A 17,342-nucleotide genomic window follows, 5' to 3' on the forward strand; every position below is an offset into this window, starting at 1 on the left:
AAGACAGGCGCAGGCAATTCCGCGCCTGTCCCCGTCTTCAGATCAATTCCAGGCCGGCTTCTTGACCGGCGCCTTGGCGCCGTCGACCCCAAGTCCGTTGACGCCCTGGAGTACGCCGTTGTTCCACTGCCCAACGGTCCAGACCCTGCCGATGAGGTTGTTTTGAAGCGAGACCTTGCCGATGACCGTTTCGAACGTCCCGGTCGAGATCGCCTTCACGACTGCGGCACGATCCGTGCTGCCGGCCTTCACGATCGCCTGCTCGAGGATCTGGAGGGAGGAATAGACCACGGGGCTGGCCCAATAATCCGCGTCCTGCCCGGTAACCTGCTTGTGGCGCTCGCGATAGGCCTTGTAGACCTCGTCACCCGGGTTGATGCCGCCCATCGCCAGCACGCCTTCAACCTGCTTGCCGAAGCGCTGGGAGTAACCGCTCAGGGCTCCACCGACGCCTACATAGAAAGCATCGACGTTGAGGCCCTGGATTCGAGCCTGCTCGGTAAGCGCAAAGCTGTCGGGCGGATACGAGTAGGCGACGAAGGCATCGGGCTTGGCAGCCTTTGCGCCGCTGATGACCGGCGCCAGATCCTGCGTCCCGAGCGGATATGACGTCTCGTATACGATGTCGAATCCCGCCTCCTTGAACGCGGGCTTGGCGGATTGAATCATCTCCAGACCAAACGCCTCGGCGACGTGAGCAAGCGCGACCTTGTTGCCGATCTGGCCCTTGTCTCGCAACGTCTTCAGCGTCGCGACGATGCCGGTGGACAAATCCGATGCCTTGCCGAGCAACCAGAACGAGTTCGGCCAGCGCTTGACGAATGCCTCGAGTTCGTTGGCGTTGCCGGTGGCGACGAGCTGCGGGTATCCGTAGCGCGAGATCAGCGGCGCCGTCGCCAGGTTGATGCCCGTTGTATAGGGCGCGACGATGAAGTCGACCTTGTCAACGGTCGCCAGCCGCTGGATGTTCTTGACCGCCTCTTCAGGACCGCTCTTGTCGTCATACTCGACGAGATCGATCTTCAGCAGCTTGTCGCCGACCTTGATGCCGCCCTTCTGATTCACGTCGTGAACCCAGAGCTTGACGTTCGGCCAGTAGACGGCGGTGGCGCCCGCCGTCAGCGGCCCGGTCTTGGACGCGCTCACACCGATTTTCAGCGTTTCGTTGGCGGCCGCAAATCCCGCTCCGACGGTGAGTAGTGCGGCCGAAATCGCAAGTGCGTTGAATGTCCGTCTAAGCATCAAATCCTCCCTGTTGCTCGCCACCGGCAGGACACGAACCCTATTCGCCATCCCTGGGGCATATTTCGAAATTATTTTTTATTTTCGATATTATTATTGTTTTCGAAACCAACGTCAAGCCCAGTCGCCACCACCACCGCTACGCTGCCGGCGGGCTAGGTCTGGACATCAACAACATGCGCGAGCTGCTGCAGGAGGAAGGGCTGCGATATGTCGACGCGAACCATCCTGAGCCGCAATCGCTTGCCACGTCGCGGCCTGACCGAGGCATTCATTCCTCTGAAACGGTCCATTGTCGTAGGAATTAAGGTCACTGCGGACGTCGGCAGGAATTCCCTCGACAGCGGTGATTTGTCACTCGATGCGCGCGATTTTCGCCTCGTCGATAACCTTCGACCATTTCGTGATTTCAGATCGGACGAGCAACCGCATGTCCTCGGGCGTGCTGCCGCGCACTTCGCCGCCTGTCGCCGTTTCCAATGCCTTCTTCACCGCGGGATCGGCAAGCATCGAGGCGACTTCGGTGTTCAGCCTTTTCACGATGTCGGCTGGCGTGCCTTTCGGGACGACAAGTCCGGCCCAGGTCCGGACATCGTATCCTTTAAGCCCGGCTTCGTCGGCCGAGGGCACATTCGGCAGCAACGGCGTCCGGGCGGGCGACGTAACGGCCAGTCCGCGAATGGCGCCGCTTTCGATTTGCCCGGCCAGCAGCACCGTGGTCCCAACGATGACCGGCACGTCCCCGCCAAGCAGCGACGTCACGCTCGGTGCATCGCCCCGATAAGGGATGTGGACCATCTTGATGCCGGCGGTGGTGTTCAGGAGTTCGCCCGCAAGATGATGAGTGCTGCCAAACCCGACCGACCCGAAGCTGAGCTCATTCGGCTTTTGCTTCGCCATCGCGATCAGATCCGGCAGATTCTTCGCCGGGTAATCCGCCCGCACGGCAATGACGAGGGCGTAGTAGACCAGCGTCGAAACCATCTCGAAGCTGTCGGTCGGATTGTAGGCGAGTGTCTTGTAAAGCGCGCCGGAGATTGCGTGCGCCCCCGTCACGAGACCCAGCGTGTAGCCGTCGGGCGCCGCATTGGCGACGGTTGCGGCGGCGATGTTTCCACCGGCGCCAGGTTTTGCTTCCACGACGACCGGCTGTCCCAACCGCTTCGAAAGGCCGTCGGACACAATGCGGGCGAGCGCATCGGCCGCACCTCCGGCTGAAAACCCGTGCAGCACGCGTATCGGCCGACTCGGATAAGTCTGCGCTGATGTCACCGAGGGTGCGAGCACAAGCAGCCCTGTAACAATGAACGCAAACGATCGCGCAATCCTGGGCATCCCAATCATCATGCTCCTCCCCTCTCCTGCTTTTACGACTTTCGCGCCGAACGGCGCGTTCAAGGCGACTTCGTCTCGCCCTGCGTTCCGGCGAAAACATTTGAGAAAGGCACGTCGCGACGACCGCACCTCACTCGTCGATAACGCGGTTTCGCAGCACGCCGATGTTCTCGATCTCCACTTCGACCACATCGCCGGGCTTGAGGAAGACCGGCGGCTTGCGCGCGAATCCGACGCCGGCGGGCGTGCCGGTCGCGATAACGTCGCCCGGCACGAGGTCGAAGATGGTCGAGCAGTATTCGATCAGCCGCGGGATCGAGAAGATCAGCATCGAAGTGTCGGCCGACTGCATCACTGTTCCATTGACCCTCGTCTCGACCTTGAGCTTCGTCGGATCGCCGATCTCCTCCGGCGTCACCAGCCACGGCCCGAACGGGCCGGTACCGACGAAGTTCTTGCCCGAAGCAATCTGCTGAGCATGCCGCTGCCAGTCGCGCACGCTGACATCGTTGAAGATCGAGTAGCCGGCGACGTGCGCCCAGGCATCGGCCTGGCTGATGTGACGGCCAGCCTTCCCGATCACCACCGCAAGCTCGCCTTCCCAATCGAGATGGTCCGAGACCTTCGGCCGGATTACCGGCTCGTCGTGGCCGACCTGGGAGCGCCAGACGCGCAGGAAGATCGGCGGATATTCGGTCAACTCGCGTTTCAGGCCGGAAGCCAGCGCCTCGTTGTGGTGATCGAGATAGTTGCGGACGGCGCAAACGATCTTCTCCGGCCGTGGAATGACTGGCAGGAACTTGATCTGCGATAGCTTCGGACCCGGTTTTTCCGCGCCTACGAGCTCGTCGCGGCGGGCATAGTCGTCGCTCGCGATGAAATCCGCGAACGTTGGATAGTGCGGCAGGACCTTGCCGAGATCGACCACGGCCTCTCCCACCACCGCGCCCCAGCTTTCTCGGTTGGCTTCGGAAAACGACAACAGTCTCATGGTTCAATCTCACTCGTGATCACTAAACGAGGCCTTCGGGCGCCACCACTCGCAGTTTCGAAGCGAGCGCGAGCAGCCGGGACCGAGTGCCCTGCACGAGCGGAATGCCTGCGCGCGACCGTCTTTCCATCTCCTCGAAGCCACGTTCACCCGGCAGATAAACACGTTGCGATCCGGTCGCCGGCGGCAAGCCGTTGATGGCGGCGCCAAGGCGATCGACTTCGAGAGGGAAGCCTTCTCCGAATGCCGTGGGATCGAGCACAGCAACCAGGCCATTGCCGCCTGGATCGCTTCCTCCGGCAAGTGCAACGGCAATGAGGGGATTGCCCGTCAGGACGCTGGCGAGCACCTCGATCATCAGAGAGAGGCCCGACCCTTTGGCGCCGGCCATGGGCAGAACCGCCTTCACCTTGCGCGGGTCCATCGTCTCTTCCCCATTCTCATCGACGCCCCAGCCCGCCGGAATTGCCCGACCAGCATCCCTGGCGGCCATGATCTTCCCGAGCGCCACCGATGCCGTCGACATGTCAAGGAGCAGCGGGCGGTCCGGATTGGTGGTGGGCGCGGCAATCGCGATTGGATTCGTCGACACCCCTTCCGCCTTGGATCCATGATAGATCATCAGCGGCTTTGAAGCGGTCATGACGATGGCAACTTTACCCGCTTGGGCGACCTGTTGCGCGTAGTATCCGATCGCACCGGCATGGCTGATGGAGCGAACCGCGCACCAGCCGATGCCGTGGGCGTCTGCGAGTTTCGTCGCCGTTCGTGCGGCAATGTTCATTCCCACCGCGCCCGGCGCGCGTTGAGCGTCGATTACTGCTATCGCGCCCTTGCCCGACACCTGGCGCGGTTCGGCGGCGGGATTGATCAGCCCGAGCTCCACCATCTCGACGTAACGGGGAATCCGCAGCACGCCGTGCGAGTCGGCGCCGCGCAGATTGGCCCACACGAGCATCGCCGCCGTCTGTTCGGCCTGATCGGCCGTAAATCCGCCTGCCCTGAGAAGCGCGGCCGCGAAGCCTTGCAGTGTATCAGAACCGATCGCGACCATATCCGAAGCCGCACCCACGCTCAGGCCCCCAGCGGCGAGGGAAAGAACTTGTCGAGCCACCCTTTGATGATCGACTTCGTGCGCGGTGCATCCTCGGGCGCGAGCGGGAAATGGGACGTGCCGCTGATCAAAATGAGCTCGGCCGGCAGGCCGGCCTTTTCGAACATGCGGATCGACTGTTCCGTCGGCGTGATGGTGTCGTTGGCGGTATGCAGAAAAAGTATCGGACGTGGAGCGATGTTTCCCACCACATCGTCGGCGCGGAAATTGTACATGCTCCATGCCGTCTCCACCGGAATCTCCATGATCGCCTTCGGGGAGAGATTCTTGCGCAGGTGTTCGGGGATCGGGACGGCGTCGAAGCGGGAGATCCACATACTCTTACCGGTTTCCTGCTGGTGCCTGCGGCCCTTTTCCAGAAGGGAGGTGAACTTCGCCCAGGCTTCGGGCGTCGGGTGCTGACCGCGGAATTTCCGCTCGCCATCACCCCAGCCGCAGGACGAGATCACGCAGGCGAAACGATCGTCCACACCCGCCGCATAGACGGAGACCGCCGCACCGAAGCTGTGGCCGACCACGCCGATACGCTTGGGATCGACTTCTTCCCTCTCGGCGAGGAACGTCAGTGCGTTCTTGGCGTCCGCCACCTGATCGAAGCAGCGCACTTGCGCCCGCTCGCCCTCGCTCTCGCCGCAGGAGCGGAAATCGAAACGAAGCGCCACGTAGCCCATCTGTTCGAGCATCTGCGCCTGAATCTCAGCGTGGGATTCGTCCTTCGACCCGACGAAGCCGTGCAGGACAATGAACGCAGGCAGTCGCTGGCCCGGTTTTCTCGCATCCGGCACATGGAGAACGGCCGAAAGCTTGAGCCCGTCAGAGCGGAAAGTGAGCTTTTCTTGCATTGGCATAACCTCGTACTGCTGTGCCGTCCGTATGCGTTCGCGCATGCGCGCGAAGACCGAAGTGCCCGGACCTTCTGTCAGTTGATGGCGGTAAAGGGAAAATGATGCTGGCGCCACTCGAGCGGCGCCGGCGTGCCCCAGACATTCATGCACCGCACATTGCCGGGGCGCTCGAGGTTGGTGATGACGTTTGGAACAAAACCCTCATCGTCCGCGATCGACGCCATCGAGCCGGCGCATTCGATCATCGCTCCGCTGGAGTCGGTGTAATAGGCATAGGTATTGTCACCCGGCCGGTGGCGGCCCGGCCCCCAAAGCATCTCCTTGTCAAATCGATCGAGCAGGTCGCCGAGCTTCAGGTAGTCATTGAACTCCTTGAACTCGAATGAGTAGTGATGCAGCCCCGACTTGCCACGAACGACACCGACGATGTGATGCAGACGGTTGCCGCCATACATCCAGCTCAAGCTGTCGTCGACCATGCGTTCCGACAAACGAAGGCCGCCGATGATCTCGAGCTGCCGGCGCGTTGCAGCGGGATCAGGAGTTGTCAGGTTGAGGTGGTCCATCCGATTCGGTCCGACTCCATGGGTCGGGTACCGTCGGGCATAAAGCTTGTCACGCGTTGGCGTATGGATCTCGAAACGCAGCCCCTCCGGCGTCGCGAAAGTTACGCCCGCGGCCATGCATTCGAGGCTCGGCTCGCGAGAAAGAATCCGGCAGCCGGCGCCCTCGACCCGGGACTCCGCCTCCCGGACCGCTTCGACGGTGAGCGCTTCCAGCCCGATCGTATGTGTCGAGTTCTCATGCGACCTGAGCAGCACCAGCTCAGCCGCGCGCCCGTTGGAGCTTAGCCAGGTTTGGCGCTCGTCTGAGTAAGTGACGTGCAATCCGAGTATTTCGGTTGCTTCCCGCACCACCGCCTCGGTCACGGTGGTGTTGATTTTCACATGCCCGATCGCATGCACCAAATGCGGCATCTTCACCTCCCAAACTTCAAGATGTTTGAATTCTGCTACCTCATCGGAGCGACGGAGGCAACACATTTTCGATTAAAATTGATAATTTCGAAATTTTGTGAGAAGACGGACTCGGATTTGGCCGGCGACATGCCGGCGAAAGCTTTCAGAGGACTTGAGGAGATCAGAAACATGGCAGGCGCAAAGGGCAGCAATCCGTTCGCGTGGGAGGATCCTTTCTTGCTCGAGGCACAACTTGGCGAGGAAGAACGCATGATCCGCGACACGGCACGCGCCTACGTGCAGGAGCGTCTGGCGTCGCGTGTCCGAAAGGCTTTTCGGGACGAGAACACGGATCCGGCGATCTTTCGTGAGATGGGCGATCTTGGCCTGTTGGGCGTGACCATTCCCGAAAGCTATGGCGGCATCGGCGCCTCCTACGTCGCCTACGGCCTCATCGCGCGCGAGGTCGAACGCATCGACAGTGGCTACCGCTCGATGATGTCGGTGCAATCGTCACTGGTCATGTATCCGATCCATGCCTATGGCTCGGAGGCGCAGCGGCACAAATATCTGCCCAGGCTCGCCAGCGGGGAATGGATCGGATGCTTCGGCCTAACCGAACCGGACGCGGGCTCCGATCCCGGCAGCATGAAAACACGCGCAACCAGGACCGCGGGCGGTTATCGGCTGACCGGCGCGAAGATCTGGATCACCAATGCTCCGATCGCGGATGTCTTTGTCGTGTGGGCGAAGTCCGACGCCCATGGCGGCAAGATTCGCGGCTTTGTTCTGGAGCGAGGGCTGCCCGGCCTCTCGGCGCCGAAGATCGAAGGCAAACTGTCGTTGCGTGCTTCGGTAACCGGCGAAATCGTTCTCGACGGCGTCGAATTGGACGAAGAAGCGCTTCTGCCTGACGCGGAAGGCCTGGCCGGACCGTTCGGCTGTCTCAACCGGGCGCGGTACGGAATTGCCTGGGGAGCGATGGGCGCGGCCGAAGCCTGCTGGCATGCCGCGCGTCAATACGGGCTTGATCGCAAGCAGTTCGGACGACCTCTCGCCAATACCCAGCTCTATCAGAAGAAGCTCGCCGATATGCAAACGGAGATCGCGCTCGGGCTGCAAGCGGCGCTGCGCGTCGGCAGACTCTTCGATGAAGGAAGCATGGCGCCCGAAATGATCAGCCTGATCAAGCGCAACAATTGCGGCAAGGCGCTCGAGATCGCGCGGCTCGCGCGCGACATGCATGGCGGCAATGGCATCTCGGACGAGTTTTGCGTGATGCGGCACATGCTGAACCTCGAAACAGTGAATACCTATGAGGGCGCCCATGATGTGCATGCGCTGATCCTCGGCCGGGCCCAGACCGGATTGCAGGCCTTGTTTTGATGAAGGAGGCCCGACCAGGCGAACGAAAGTGCCGGAAATTCACGGGATCGTGGCGGAAGGCGGATGATGGCGGAAGGCGGATAACCGTGTACGGGCACGACAGAGGCCAAGAGATCGGGTTCCACGGCCCCTCGCCCTGGCCGATTCATCAGGCGTGGTTTGATTTTTTCGAAAATCAGCATAGTGTGGTGGACGGACAGCAATTTAGGACGACGTGAATGCGCGACAGGCTCAAGCCGGCAGGAGAAACCCGCGGGACCGACGTGCTGCAGCGGATGCGCGCCGACATTATCAGCTGCGCGCTCAAGCCCGGCGCGAAGCTTCGGTTCGAGGGTCTGCGCGAGATGTACGCCGTCAGCTTCTCAACGCTGCGGGAAGCACTGTCGCGTCTCGTGGCTGAAGGGCTGGTGATCGCGGAGGATCAGCGCGGCTTTGTGGTCGCACCGGTGTCGATTGACGACCTCAATGACCTCACCTACGTCCGCGTACTCGTCGAGCGCGAATGCATCGCCCTTGCCATCAAGCATGGTAACGACGATTGGGAGGCTGATATTATCGGTGCTTTCCATCGGATGGACCGTCTCCAGAGCCGCCTCGGCTCCAATTACTATCTTTCAGCAGAGTGGGCCAAACTTCACGGCGACTTTCATTTCTCGCTTGTCGCAGCCTGCGGTTCGCCCAATCTCTTGGAGATCCGCCAGAAGCTTTTCGAACGCGCACACCGCTACCGGCGTATGTCGTCGCAGTTCCGGCCGCAGTGGCGCGACAAGGATGTCGAGCACAAGATGATCCTGGATTCGGTGATCGCACGGGATGCGGCAAAAGCTCAGGAACTGATCGAGCGGCACATCCGCGAGACCACCGAAAACGTCATCAAACACGCTGGCCATCTCTTCGTCGCAGCGGACGAGGAACGTCACAGCCGGGCCGCTCACGTCGCGGCCGAATAACGCGGCGCGCAGCACTCCACTCCCTTCTATCGATGTAAGGCCGTTCTGACGGTAACTCGGCTGCGCGCTCGCCGCGTCGCATCGCGTTGCCTATAATATTACGAAAAGATATTGCATTTTCGAAATTTCGTGCGACAGTGCGCGAGGGACAGCCGGCGCCAAGCCTGCGTTCACGTCACAAAAGGGAGGAATAGATGGTCGTGTCTGAAACGATGACCGCTGCCCGGATGCACACGGTTGGCGGCGAGTTGAAGCTGGAAAAACTGCCGACACCCAAACCGGGTGATATGGACGTGCTGGTTCGCGTGAAGGCCTGCGGGATCGTGCCGAATCTCGGCAACATCCTCGCCAACTGGCCAACGTGGTTTCCCCACATGCCGCAGCCGCCGCTTCCCGCGGTGTTCGGGCTCGACCCGGCCGGCGAAATCGCCGCGGTAGGCCGGCAGGTACACGGGCTGAAACCGGGCGACCGCGTCTACATCAATCCCGGGCGCTCATGCGGCACTTGCCGTCATTGCAGGCGTGGCGATTCCATCTCCTGCAAGCACTATGCGTTCCAGGGCTATTTCGGCTTTAGCGAAGATGCGCTGCAAACCTTTGCCGATTATCCGATCGGAGGTTTGAGCGAATACACCGTCGCTCCCTCCTCCGCGATCGTGAAGATCCCCGACAACATGACCTACGAACAGGCGGCGCGGCTCGGTTATCTCGGCACGGTTTACTCGGCGCTGAAGAAGGCCAATGCCGGTCCGGGCGATACCATTCTCGTCAACGGCATCAGCGGCACGCTCGGCATCGCCGCGGCGATCTTCGGTCCGGCCATGGGCGTCAAGAAGATCCTCGGCACCGGCCGCGACCGCAAGCTGCTGAAGGACGTCAAGGCGCTGGCGCCCTCGCGCATCGAGGTGTTCTCGATCGACGACGGCAGCGTCACCGATTTTGTCATGAAGCATACGGACGGTGAAGGCGTAGACGCCTTCCTGGATTGTCTCGGGCCGGGCGCCTTGCACGAGACGTTCCTTCAAGGCCTTCGCGGCCTGCGCCGCGGTGGCATCGCGGTGGATATCGGAGCGGTCATGGGACCGGTCGCGATCGACGTTCATTGGCTGATGGACCACAACCAGCGCCTCTATGGCTCCGCCTGGTTTACCACGCAGGAAGGACAGGAAATGGCCGACCTCGTTGCCGCAGGCGCGGTGGACCTGTCGATGCTCGAAACGCAAGGCCGCAAGCTCTCCGAAGTGAACGAGGCCATTTCCGGCATCGCGCAGCGCCACGGCGGGTTCTCCAACTTCGTCATCTATCCTTGAACGAACACCGAAGGAGAGGAAACATGAGCTTCAGACGCGTCGTCACGGCCAAGAACGCCGCCGGAAAATCGGTGGTGGTGAGCGATGGCACTTCCCCTCGCGAGATGGCCCTCAAGCATACTCCGGGCTTCGTTTCTGCGCCGATCTGGATGGCCAAACCGTCGCTGCCGGCGGACGGCAAGGATCCGATGTCGATTCCCGGCAGCAGCCTGCTGCCGGGCCCGGGCGGCTCGACCTTCCTCGTCGTCACCTTCCCTCCGGACCGTGTCATGATGTCGCCGGAGTTCAACCCGGCGCTCGCCGGCCCCGAGCATGCCGTGGCTGCGCCCGGAATCGCCGAGACCTTCGAGATGGAAAATCCCGGCATGCACACCACGCCAACCGTGGACTATGCCTGCGTGATCGACGGTGAGATCGTGCTGGAGCTCGACGATGGTGTAACCGTCCAGCTCAAGCAGGGGGATACTGTTGTCCAGCAGGGCGCGCGCCATGCCTGGCGCAATCCGGGAGACAAGCCCGCCACGCTTGCCTTCGTCCTGTTGGGTGCCGGCGCGGCGTGACGCCCTGAGCGTCTGACCAAACATTCAGGGCCTCCGGCCGCAAGCGAGCGGTGTCGCCGCTGGCTTGTGGCGGCGCTCCCATTATCGTCGCGGTTTTTTCCGCCGCCGCTGGCCGCACCGCGCGTACCGGTGCAGCAACGATCTCTATCGAAAGAAAAGGGAGAGTTCGATTGTCTTCAGCCGATGCACCGGAGGTCGTCGTGGTCGGGCTCGGACCGGTCGGCATCACCCTCTGCAATCTGCTGGCTTCCCAGGGAATCAGGGTCGAGGGCGTGGACGCGGCCAGCGAAGTCTACAGCCTTCCTCGTGCAATCGGCATGGACCACGAGGTGATGCGCATCTTTCAGAGCATCGGCGCGACCGATGCTCTCGCGGAGACGATCGGCGACTACCGCCCTTCTGAATACCGTTCTGCGCAGGGCGTTCTGCTGCGGCGGTTCGAATCCCCACCGGAGCCGTATCCACTCGCGTGGCCACCCTATCTCACATTCCTGCAGCCCCAGCTCGAGCGCGTGCTGCGCGAAAATGCGACAAGATTCCCTAACCTCACGCTGCGCACCGGGCTTGAGTTGGTCGAGCTGAAAGACCCGCATAAACCAATTCTGACGCTCAGGGATAAAGCGACAGGCGAGATCGCTCGGCGAGCCCCGCGTTTTGTCGTGGGGTGCGACGGCGGAAACAGCTTCGTCCGTCGCAGTTTCGACATTGGCTTCGAGGACCTCGATTTTCACGAGCCTTGGCTCGTAGTGGACATGATCGTCGAGGACGAACATGCGCAGCTTCCACAGACGAACATACAGTTCTGCAGTCCGGCGCGACCGCACACCTATGTCGTAGGGCCTGAACGGCTGCGACGCTGGGAGTTCATGATCCTGCCGGGTGAGAACGCGGACGAGGTCAATCGCGAGACACGCATCTGGGAACTACTCTCCCCGTGGCTGCGACAGGATCAGGCGCGCCTGTGGCGTTCCGCTACCTACACCTTCCACGCTTTGGTTGCCGAGAGATGGCGGATCGGCAACGTCTTTCTGGCGGGCGACGCCTGCCACATGATGCCGCCCTTTCTTGCGCAAGGCATGGTGCAGGGCGTCAAGGATACCGCCAATCTTTCATGGAAGCTGGCACATGCGCTTCGGGGTGGTTCGGAGCGCCTGCTGGATACCTACGAGGCAGAGCGCCGGCCTTTGGTGCGAGAAATAATCGAAATCACGAAGCGGCTCGGTCGCGTCATCTGCGAACTGGATCCGGAAAAGGCGCGCACACGCGATGCCGAACTGATTGAGGCGATGGCGGCCGGACAAGGCGTCCAGGTCCGCCAGAACCTGTTTCCACCGATCCGCCACGGCCTTGTCGGCCATGGCGCCAACGGATCGCTTTCACCGGGCGCCGGAGAGCCGTGTCCTCAGCCCTGGGTCGTCGGTCCGGGCGGCCGCGCGCGCCTCGATGACGTGCTTCCCAGCGGGTTCATTGTTCTGTTCGCCGGAGATTTCGATGCGCCGCCTGCACTGCTCGGGCGAGCGCAGGAAATGGGTGTCGCCGCATATCGAATTGCGCAGAACCCGTCCGAGCGCGCGTCGCTGACGGAGGAAGACGGCCTGCTTGCCAACTGGCTTTCGGCAAGAGGCGCGTGCGCCGTTCTCGTGCGTCCCGACCATGTGGCGTTCGGCACCGCCGCGGACGTTCATCAGGCCGAAGGACTACTGCACGAATTGCGCTCTGGCCTCGCTGCTTGAGCCGCCTAGTTCTACGTCACTGCGGATGCTTGGCGTTGCCATATGGCCGTTCTCTTTCGTTCCTTATTGCACGGATGGCACGCGTATCGTCATGCCTTCCATCTCCGCCACGACGCGCACCTGGCAACTCAGGCGACTATCTGCCGTGCGCTCCGAGGCCGTAAAGCCGAGCATCTCGTTCTCGTGCTCGCCGATTTCGCCGGTGCACCCGGCGTTTGAGTCGAAGTAACAATGGCACGTGGCGCAGGCGGCCGCGCCGTTGCACTCGGCCACGATTCCACTGACGCCGGCGGCGAGGGCCGCCTCCATCACGGACTGGCCTGTGCTGGCGACGACCTCGCGGGTGGCCCCGTCTGCGTTGATAAAGATGATCTTCGGCATTGTTCCTCCCTCAGGCGTCCCAACGAACAGGCAGCGACACCGGGCCGCGGAATACCCAGCCCCGAAGCACGGGCGGGGCATCATCGCGCAACCGAAGATTAGCAAGGCGTTCGAACAGCATCGGCACCACGATCCTCCCGACGGTCTGCCGCGATACCCAGGTGCCCGCACAGAAATGCGCTCCGGCACCGAAGGCCAGGTGCGATTGCCTGGGCCGGAAAATGTCGAACTGGTCCGGATCGGCGAAGCGCCTGTCGTCCCGGTTCGCCGCGCCGACGCAGAGCCCGATCTGCAGGCCTTCCGGCAGCGTCACGCCGGACAGATCGGCCTCGCGCGTCACGCGGCGCGGATACATGCCGATCGGCGAGATCCAGCGCACCGCCTCCTCGAACGCGGTCGGCCATAGTTCCGGCTTGGCGAGAACGCTGTGCTTTTGCGCTGGATTTGCCAGCAGGCCGAGGGTGAGCGTGAGGATCGCATCGCGCGGCTCGTTCAGCCCGCCGCCGATGATCACCTTGATGTTGGCCCGGATTTCCTCGATCGGCATCGGTGGATCCGCACGCACCATGGACGACAAGATCGACGGGTTGGGGTGTTCGCGGTGATGGTCAAGCACTGCCTCGATCGCGGCATCGATCCCGGCGCCCGCCGCCATCGCCTTCCGCTCGATCTCGGCATCGCGTGAGTAGTTCCCCGCGCCGTCGATCAGCGATTGCGACCACAATGCCAGCGTCTCCCACGGCATCTCCTTGAAGCCGATCATTTCCATCAGACTGAGCGAAGCCATCGGCGCGGCGAGCGCCGGGAAGAGATCCGCCTCGCCCGCCTTGATCACGGAGTTGAGCAGTCGTTCGCATATTTCGGCGAATTTGGGCGCCCAGTGCTCCTTGATCGTGCCGGGCCGGAAAGAAGGCTCGATCGCCTTGCGCCCCACGGCGTGTTCCGCGCCGTCCTTGCGCATGAAGGTCGGTCCCATCACCTTGTTGACCAGGGAAGCGGGGTTGTCGGATGAGTAGGTCGCGGGATCGCGCTCGATCTTCATGATGTCATCGAAGCGCGTGACGAGCGTCAGGTTGGCTGCCGCCACGAAGACGGCAGGAGCCGTGTCGCGAACGCGACGGAAGATGGGATAGGGATCGTCGAGCAGAGCGTCATAAGAGATATCTGCGACCACTGGTACGGCGCTCATCATCTTCCTCCTCCCTGAAAAATTCTTTCGAGGAGCGTATCCAGCGCCGATTGATCACTCAATTCGATAGACTGAATGTAGTTTATCGAAATATTGCATGACCTGTGCTAGGCTGGCAGCCGGGAAACGCGTGCGTGGAGGCAGAACCTTGACGATCAACTCGCTTGATCCGGTCGACATCGGCGCGTTGCGCACGCTCGTCCTGGTCTACGACCTGCAATCATTCTCGTCGGCCGCGGAGCGGCTCAACGTCAACCAGTCCACGATCAGCTACACGGTCGAACGATTGCGCGGCGCCTTTCAGGACCCACTTTTCGTTCGCCAAGGCAACGGCGTCACCGCAACCGAACGCTGTGCGGCTCTGGTGCTCTGGGCCCGGGAGACGATCGGGCAAATCGAGGGACTGGCTTCGCCGGCGGAGTTCGATCCGGCGGTCGCGAAGGGTACCATCACGATTTCCTGCAACCATCACGAACGGCAGACTTTGATCCCGCAGTTCAGCGCCAGACTGCGAAGCGCGGCGCCGCACGCGCGGCTGGTGCTGCTTGACGCGGCGGGACACGGCAATGTCCACCTCAAACAAAACCAGTGTGACATCGTCCTTGGTCCGGTTGGGATCATCGGCGAGAACTTTTATCGCCGACACATCCTCACCGACCACTATGTGTGCGTGATGGATCCCGCCAATGCTCTCGCCCGCGGCCGGATCACGCTTTCAGCCTATTGCAAGGCGGAACATGTGTTCGTAACCCACAATGGTGAATGGCAACCGCTCTACATCGATGTCCTCAAGGCCAAGGGAATCGTGCTGGAGCCGGCGATCACGCTGCCCAGTCATGACAGCCTGGAACGCATTATTCCCGGCAGCAGTCTCATCGCGGCCATCCCACATCATTTGGCGCGCGCCATGCAGGGTGGTCTGCATATCGCTCCGCTGCCCTTTCGCGTTCCGATCAGCATCGACATGTACTGGAGCGCGAGAACCGCCAAGTCGGGTCTCCACAAATGGGCACGCAGTCTGCTCGCCGAAGTGGCCAAGGAGAGCGCCGTCGCAGCCAAATAGATAAGTTCGCTCTCTCGCAGCAGGTCATTCAATCCGAATGCCGGCTTTGGCGACGATCGGGCCCCAGTTGTTCGAATCTTGTGCCAGGAACGACGCAAATTGTTCGGGCGTGCCGCCTTGCGGAATCTGCAAGAACTCCTTCACCTTCTTGCGGAAGTCGTCCCTGGCGGTGATCGTCTGGAGCGCGGAGGACAAGCGGTTGATGATCTCTGGCGGGGTGCCGGCGCGGGCAAAGATGCCGTTCCAGGAATAAAGCGGCGCGCCCAGCCGCGCTTCCTCGAACGTCGGCACGTTGGGGAGTTCCTCAAGCCGTTGGCGTGTAGATACGACCAGCGGGCGCAAGGCGCCCGAGGCAATATGAGGGATGGTCGTGGCCGTCACGTCCAACGAGCAGTCGATGCGTCCGCCCAGGAGATCGTTCAAGCCGCCATCTTTGTACGGGACGTGGATCATTCTTGCCCCGGTGGACTGAAGCATTTGAAGCACGGCCACATGATTGGCAGAGCCGAGGCCGTAGGATGAGTATGTGAGTTTATCCGGATCTGCCTTGGCGGCATCGAGCAATTCTTGAGCCGAACGATAAGGCGATTCGGCGCGCACGACGAGCACGAAGGGCACGTCCAGCAAGTGGATGATCGGCGTGAAGTCCGCCGGCTTGTACGGCAAGGTCTTGAAGAGATACTGATTGAGGATCACCGACAGGAGACCGTAGAGCAGTGTATAGCCGTCGGCCGGCGCGGTGCTTGCGGCCTGGTAGCCGATGTTGGAACTGGCTCCAGGGCGATTGTCCACCCACACGGCCTGACCCAGCTCGGCATGGAGCTTCTCGGCAATAAAGCGGGCCATGACATCGGCGGATGTACCTGCCGGCAGCGTCATGACGAGACGGATCGGACGATCTGGATAGCCGGCTTTGGCTAGGGCTCTGGGGCTATTCAGCACCAAGGGAGCCGCAAGAAGAGAGCGAAGAACGGCGCGACGTGAGTGTCCGGATTTGGTCGATTTCACGGGTGTTCCTCCTATGGAGCCGGGGTGGCGTTGTTCTGATCGTTGTTTTGGTCAAGGAAAGGGTAGTCGGTGTAGCCCCGGTGGTCGGGGGAATAGAGTTCGTCCTGATTCAGCGGATTCATGCGCGCACCAGTGTTCAGCCGGCGCGGCAGATCGGGATTGGCGATGAAGAGCCTTCCGAACGAGATCAGGTCGGCATGGCTCGCGAGCGCGCGTTCAGCGTGCGCGCGGCTGGAAAAGCCATTGTTGGCCACATAGCGGCCGGTAAAGCTGCGACGCAGCGTCGCGTAATCGAGTTCGTGGGTCGCGGGCTCCGTCGTGGTGGAGCCTTCCACTATGTCCACGTAGGCGACACGCAGTTCACTCAGCATCTGAAGCGCTGTGGCAAGCAACCGCGCCGGATCGGAGTCCCGCAAGTGATAAATTGTCGGATTCGCGGGTGAGAACCGTACGCCAACGCGCTCCGGGCTCCAGATTTCACAGACGGCAGCCACTACTTCGACGAGGAGTCTACAGCGGTTTTGCGCCGTACCGCCGTAGGCATCGGTGCGCCGGTTGGCAGAGTCGCGCAGGAACTGGTCGAGCAAGAAGCCGTTGCCCGCGTGCACCTGTACGCCATCGAAGCCGGCCGCGAGCGCGTTCCGCGCGGCCGCGCGATATTCCTCGACAATGCCGGCGATCTCATCGGCCGACAATTCGTGCGGCACCTGGAGCGGCTTACGGCCCTCGGCTGTGCGAATGGTGCCTGGGGGCAGAATGGCCGATGGCCCCACCGGCAGCGCGCCGCCCGGCTGCGTCAGCGAATGAGAGTTGCGCCCGCAATGCCAGAGTTGGGAGAAAATGCGTCCACCCGCGCGATGCACGGCATCGGTGACGGCGCTCCAGCCTGCGACTTGAGCCTCGGTGTAGATGCCGGGCGTGTTCGGCCAGCCTACGCCGCGGGCCGAAATGGCGGTTGACTCGGTAACCACGAGCCCGGCCGTCGCGCGCTGCGCGTAGTAAGAGGCATTGAGAGCCGTCGGCACGCCGCCGGGCGAGCGATCACGCGACATCGATGACATGATGATCCGGTTGGGAAGTCGCAGGGCGCCCAATGACGCGGGATCGAACAGACTTCTGGCCATCACATCTCGTCCCTGAGAGCGCGCGCTCCGGCTTAAGGGGCAGATTCCTGCTCCAACCGTTGCTGCACTCTATGACTAGCGTCTGACGTTAGCAATAATTTTCGAAATAAATTAGCATTTACGTAATATACTGCGCGCCCAACGCTTTATCG

Annotated in this window: 16 protein-coding genes; 6 read left to right on the forward strand and 10 right to left on the reverse strand. The window is 61.9% G+C overall.

Features of this window, described 5'->3' with window-relative positions; translation table 11 throughout:
- Nucleotides 1-42: 42 nt before the first annotated feature.
- The 6 genes from IVB22_RS23860 to IVB22_RS23885 form a co-directional block, all read right to left on the reverse strand.
- Entirely contained in the window at nucleotides 43-1,242 is a 1,200-nt protein-coding gene (locus IVB22_RS23860; RefSeq protein ID WP_247519694.1) for an amino acid ABC transporter substrate-binding protein, read from the reverse strand.
- A gap of 354 nt (nucleotides 1,243-1,596) precedes the next feature.
- The gene (locus IVB22_RS23865; protein WP_247519695.1) at nucleotides 1,597-2,589 is read right to left on the reverse strand and encodes a tripartite tricarboxylate transporter substrate binding protein; all 993 of its coding nucleotides are present in this window, start codon (nucleotides 2,587-2,589) and stop codon (nucleotides 1,597-1,599) included.
- A 118-nt stretch (nucleotides 2,590-2,707) separates the two neighbouring features.
- A complete protein-coding gene (locus IVB22_RS23870) occupies nucleotides 2,708-3,568 on the reverse strand; it encodes a fumarylacetoacetate hydrolase family protein (protein ID WP_247519696.1) in 861 nt (286 codons plus the stop codon).
- 22 nt (nucleotides 3,569-3,590) lie between these two features.
- Complete coding sequence (locus IVB22_RS23875) at nucleotides 3,591-4,640, reverse strand: Ldh family oxidoreductase (RefSeq protein WP_247519697.1); 1,050 nt, start codon at nucleotides 4,638-4,640, stop codon at nucleotides 3,591-3,593.
- Between the two features lie 2 nt (nucleotides 4,641-4,642).
- Nucleotides 4,643-5,524: an alpha/beta hydrolase gene (locus IVB22_RS23880; protein ID WP_247519737.1), complete on the reverse strand. Its 882-nt coding sequence runs from the start codon at nucleotides 5,522-5,524 to the stop codon at nucleotides 4,643-4,645.
- Between the two features lie 77 nt (nucleotides 5,525-5,601).
- Complete coding sequence (locus IVB22_RS23885) at nucleotides 5,602-6,504, reverse strand: VOC family protein (protein ID WP_247519698.1); 903 nt, start codon at nucleotides 6,502-6,504, stop codon at nucleotides 5,602-5,604.
- Nucleotides 6,505-6,675: 171 nt separating this feature from the next.
- Here IVB22_RS23885 and IVB22_RS23890 point away from each other — a divergent pair, with 171 nt between their 5' ends.
- The 5 genes from IVB22_RS23890 to IVB22_RS23910 all read left to right on the forward strand — a co-directional run bounded on the left by IVB22_RS23890 (nucleotide 6,676) and on the right by IVB22_RS23910 (nucleotide 12,425).
- Entirely contained in the window at nucleotides 6,676-7,872 is a 1,197-nt protein-coding gene (locus tag IVB22_RS23890; RefSeq protein WP_247519699.1) for an acyl-CoA dehydrogenase, read from the forward strand.
- A 218-nt stretch (nucleotides 7,873-8,090) separates the two neighbouring features.
- A complete protein-coding gene (locus IVB22_RS23895; RefSeq protein WP_247519700.1) occupies nucleotides 8,091-8,822 on the forward strand; it encodes a GntR family transcriptional regulator in 732 nt (243 codons plus the stop codon).
- A 194-nt stretch (nucleotides 8,823-9,016) separates the two neighbouring features.
- Nucleotides 9,017-10,132 carry an alcohol dehydrogenase catalytic domain-containing protein gene (locus IVB22_RS23900; protein ID WP_247519701.1) on the forward strand — a complete coding sequence of 372 codons (1,116 nt, stop codon included), beginning with the start codon at nucleotides 9,017-9,019 and terminating at the stop codon, nucleotides 10,130-10,132.
- A 23-nt stretch (nucleotides 10,133-10,155) separates the two neighbouring features.
- Nucleotides 10,156-10,692 carry a cupin domain-containing protein gene (locus IVB22_RS23905; protein WP_247519702.1) on the forward strand — a complete coding sequence of 179 codons (537 nt, stop codon included), beginning with the start codon at nucleotides 10,156-10,158 and terminating at the stop codon, nucleotides 10,690-10,692.
- A 170-nt stretch (nucleotides 10,693-10,862) separates the two neighbouring features.
- Nucleotides 10,863-12,425 (forward strand): bifunctional 3-(3-hydroxy-phenyl)propionate/3-hydroxycinnamic acid hydroxylase, encoded by a 1,563-nt coding sequence (locus tag IVB22_RS23910; protein WP_247519703.1) that lies wholly within the window; start codon nucleotides 10,863-10,865, stop codon nucleotides 12,423-12,425.
- A 63-nt stretch (nucleotides 12,426-12,488) separates the two neighbouring features.
- Here the strand turns inward: IVB22_RS23910 and IVB22_RS23915 are convergent, their stop codons facing one another.
- Both IVB22_RS23915 and IVB22_RS23920 read right to left on the reverse strand, forming a co-directional pair.
- A complete protein-coding gene (locus tag IVB22_RS23915; protein WP_247519704.1) occupies nucleotides 12,489-12,806 on the reverse strand; it encodes a 2Fe-2S iron-sulfur cluster-binding protein in 318 nt (105 codons plus the stop codon).
- A gap of 10 nt (nucleotides 12,807-12,816) precedes the next feature.
- The gene (locus IVB22_RS23920) at nucleotides 12,817-13,995 is read right to left on the reverse strand and encodes a cytochrome P450 (protein ID WP_308200449.1); all 1,179 of its coding nucleotides are present in this window, start codon (nucleotides 13,993-13,995) and stop codon (nucleotides 12,817-12,819) included.
- A gap of 148 nt (nucleotides 13,996-14,143) precedes the next feature.
- On the opposite strand from IVB22_RS23920, the gene IVB22_RS23925 reads away from it, so the two are divergent.
- Nucleotides 14,144-15,058 (forward strand): LysR family transcriptional regulator, encoded by a 915-nt coding sequence (locus tag IVB22_RS23925; protein WP_247519706.1) that lies wholly within the window; start codon nucleotides 14,144-14,146, stop codon nucleotides 15,056-15,058.
- A gap of 24 nt (nucleotides 15,059-15,082) precedes the next feature.
- Here IVB22_RS23925 and IVB22_RS23930 read toward each other — a convergent pair whose 3' ends face one another.
- Together IVB22_RS23930 and IVB22_RS23935 are read right to left on the reverse strand one after the other, a co-directional pair.
- Entirely contained in the window at nucleotides 15,083-16,066 is a 984-nt protein-coding gene (locus tag IVB22_RS23930) for a tripartite tricarboxylate transporter substrate binding protein (protein ID WP_247519707.1), read from the reverse strand.
- Between the two features lie 11 nt (nucleotides 16,067-16,077).
- The gene (locus tag IVB22_RS23935; RefSeq protein WP_247519708.1) at nucleotides 16,078-17,190 is read right to left on the reverse strand and encodes an alkene reductase; all 1,113 of its coding nucleotides are present in this window, start codon (nucleotides 17,188-17,190) and stop codon (nucleotides 16,078-16,080) included.
- Nucleotides 17,191-17,342 lie beyond the last annotated feature (152 nt).

It is taken from the genome of Bradyrhizobium sp. 190 (genome assembly GCF_023073415.1).
In the GTDB taxonomy this organism is placed as follows: domain Bacteria; phylum Pseudomonadota; class Alphaproteobacteria; order Rhizobiales; family Xanthobacteraceae; genus Bradyrhizobium.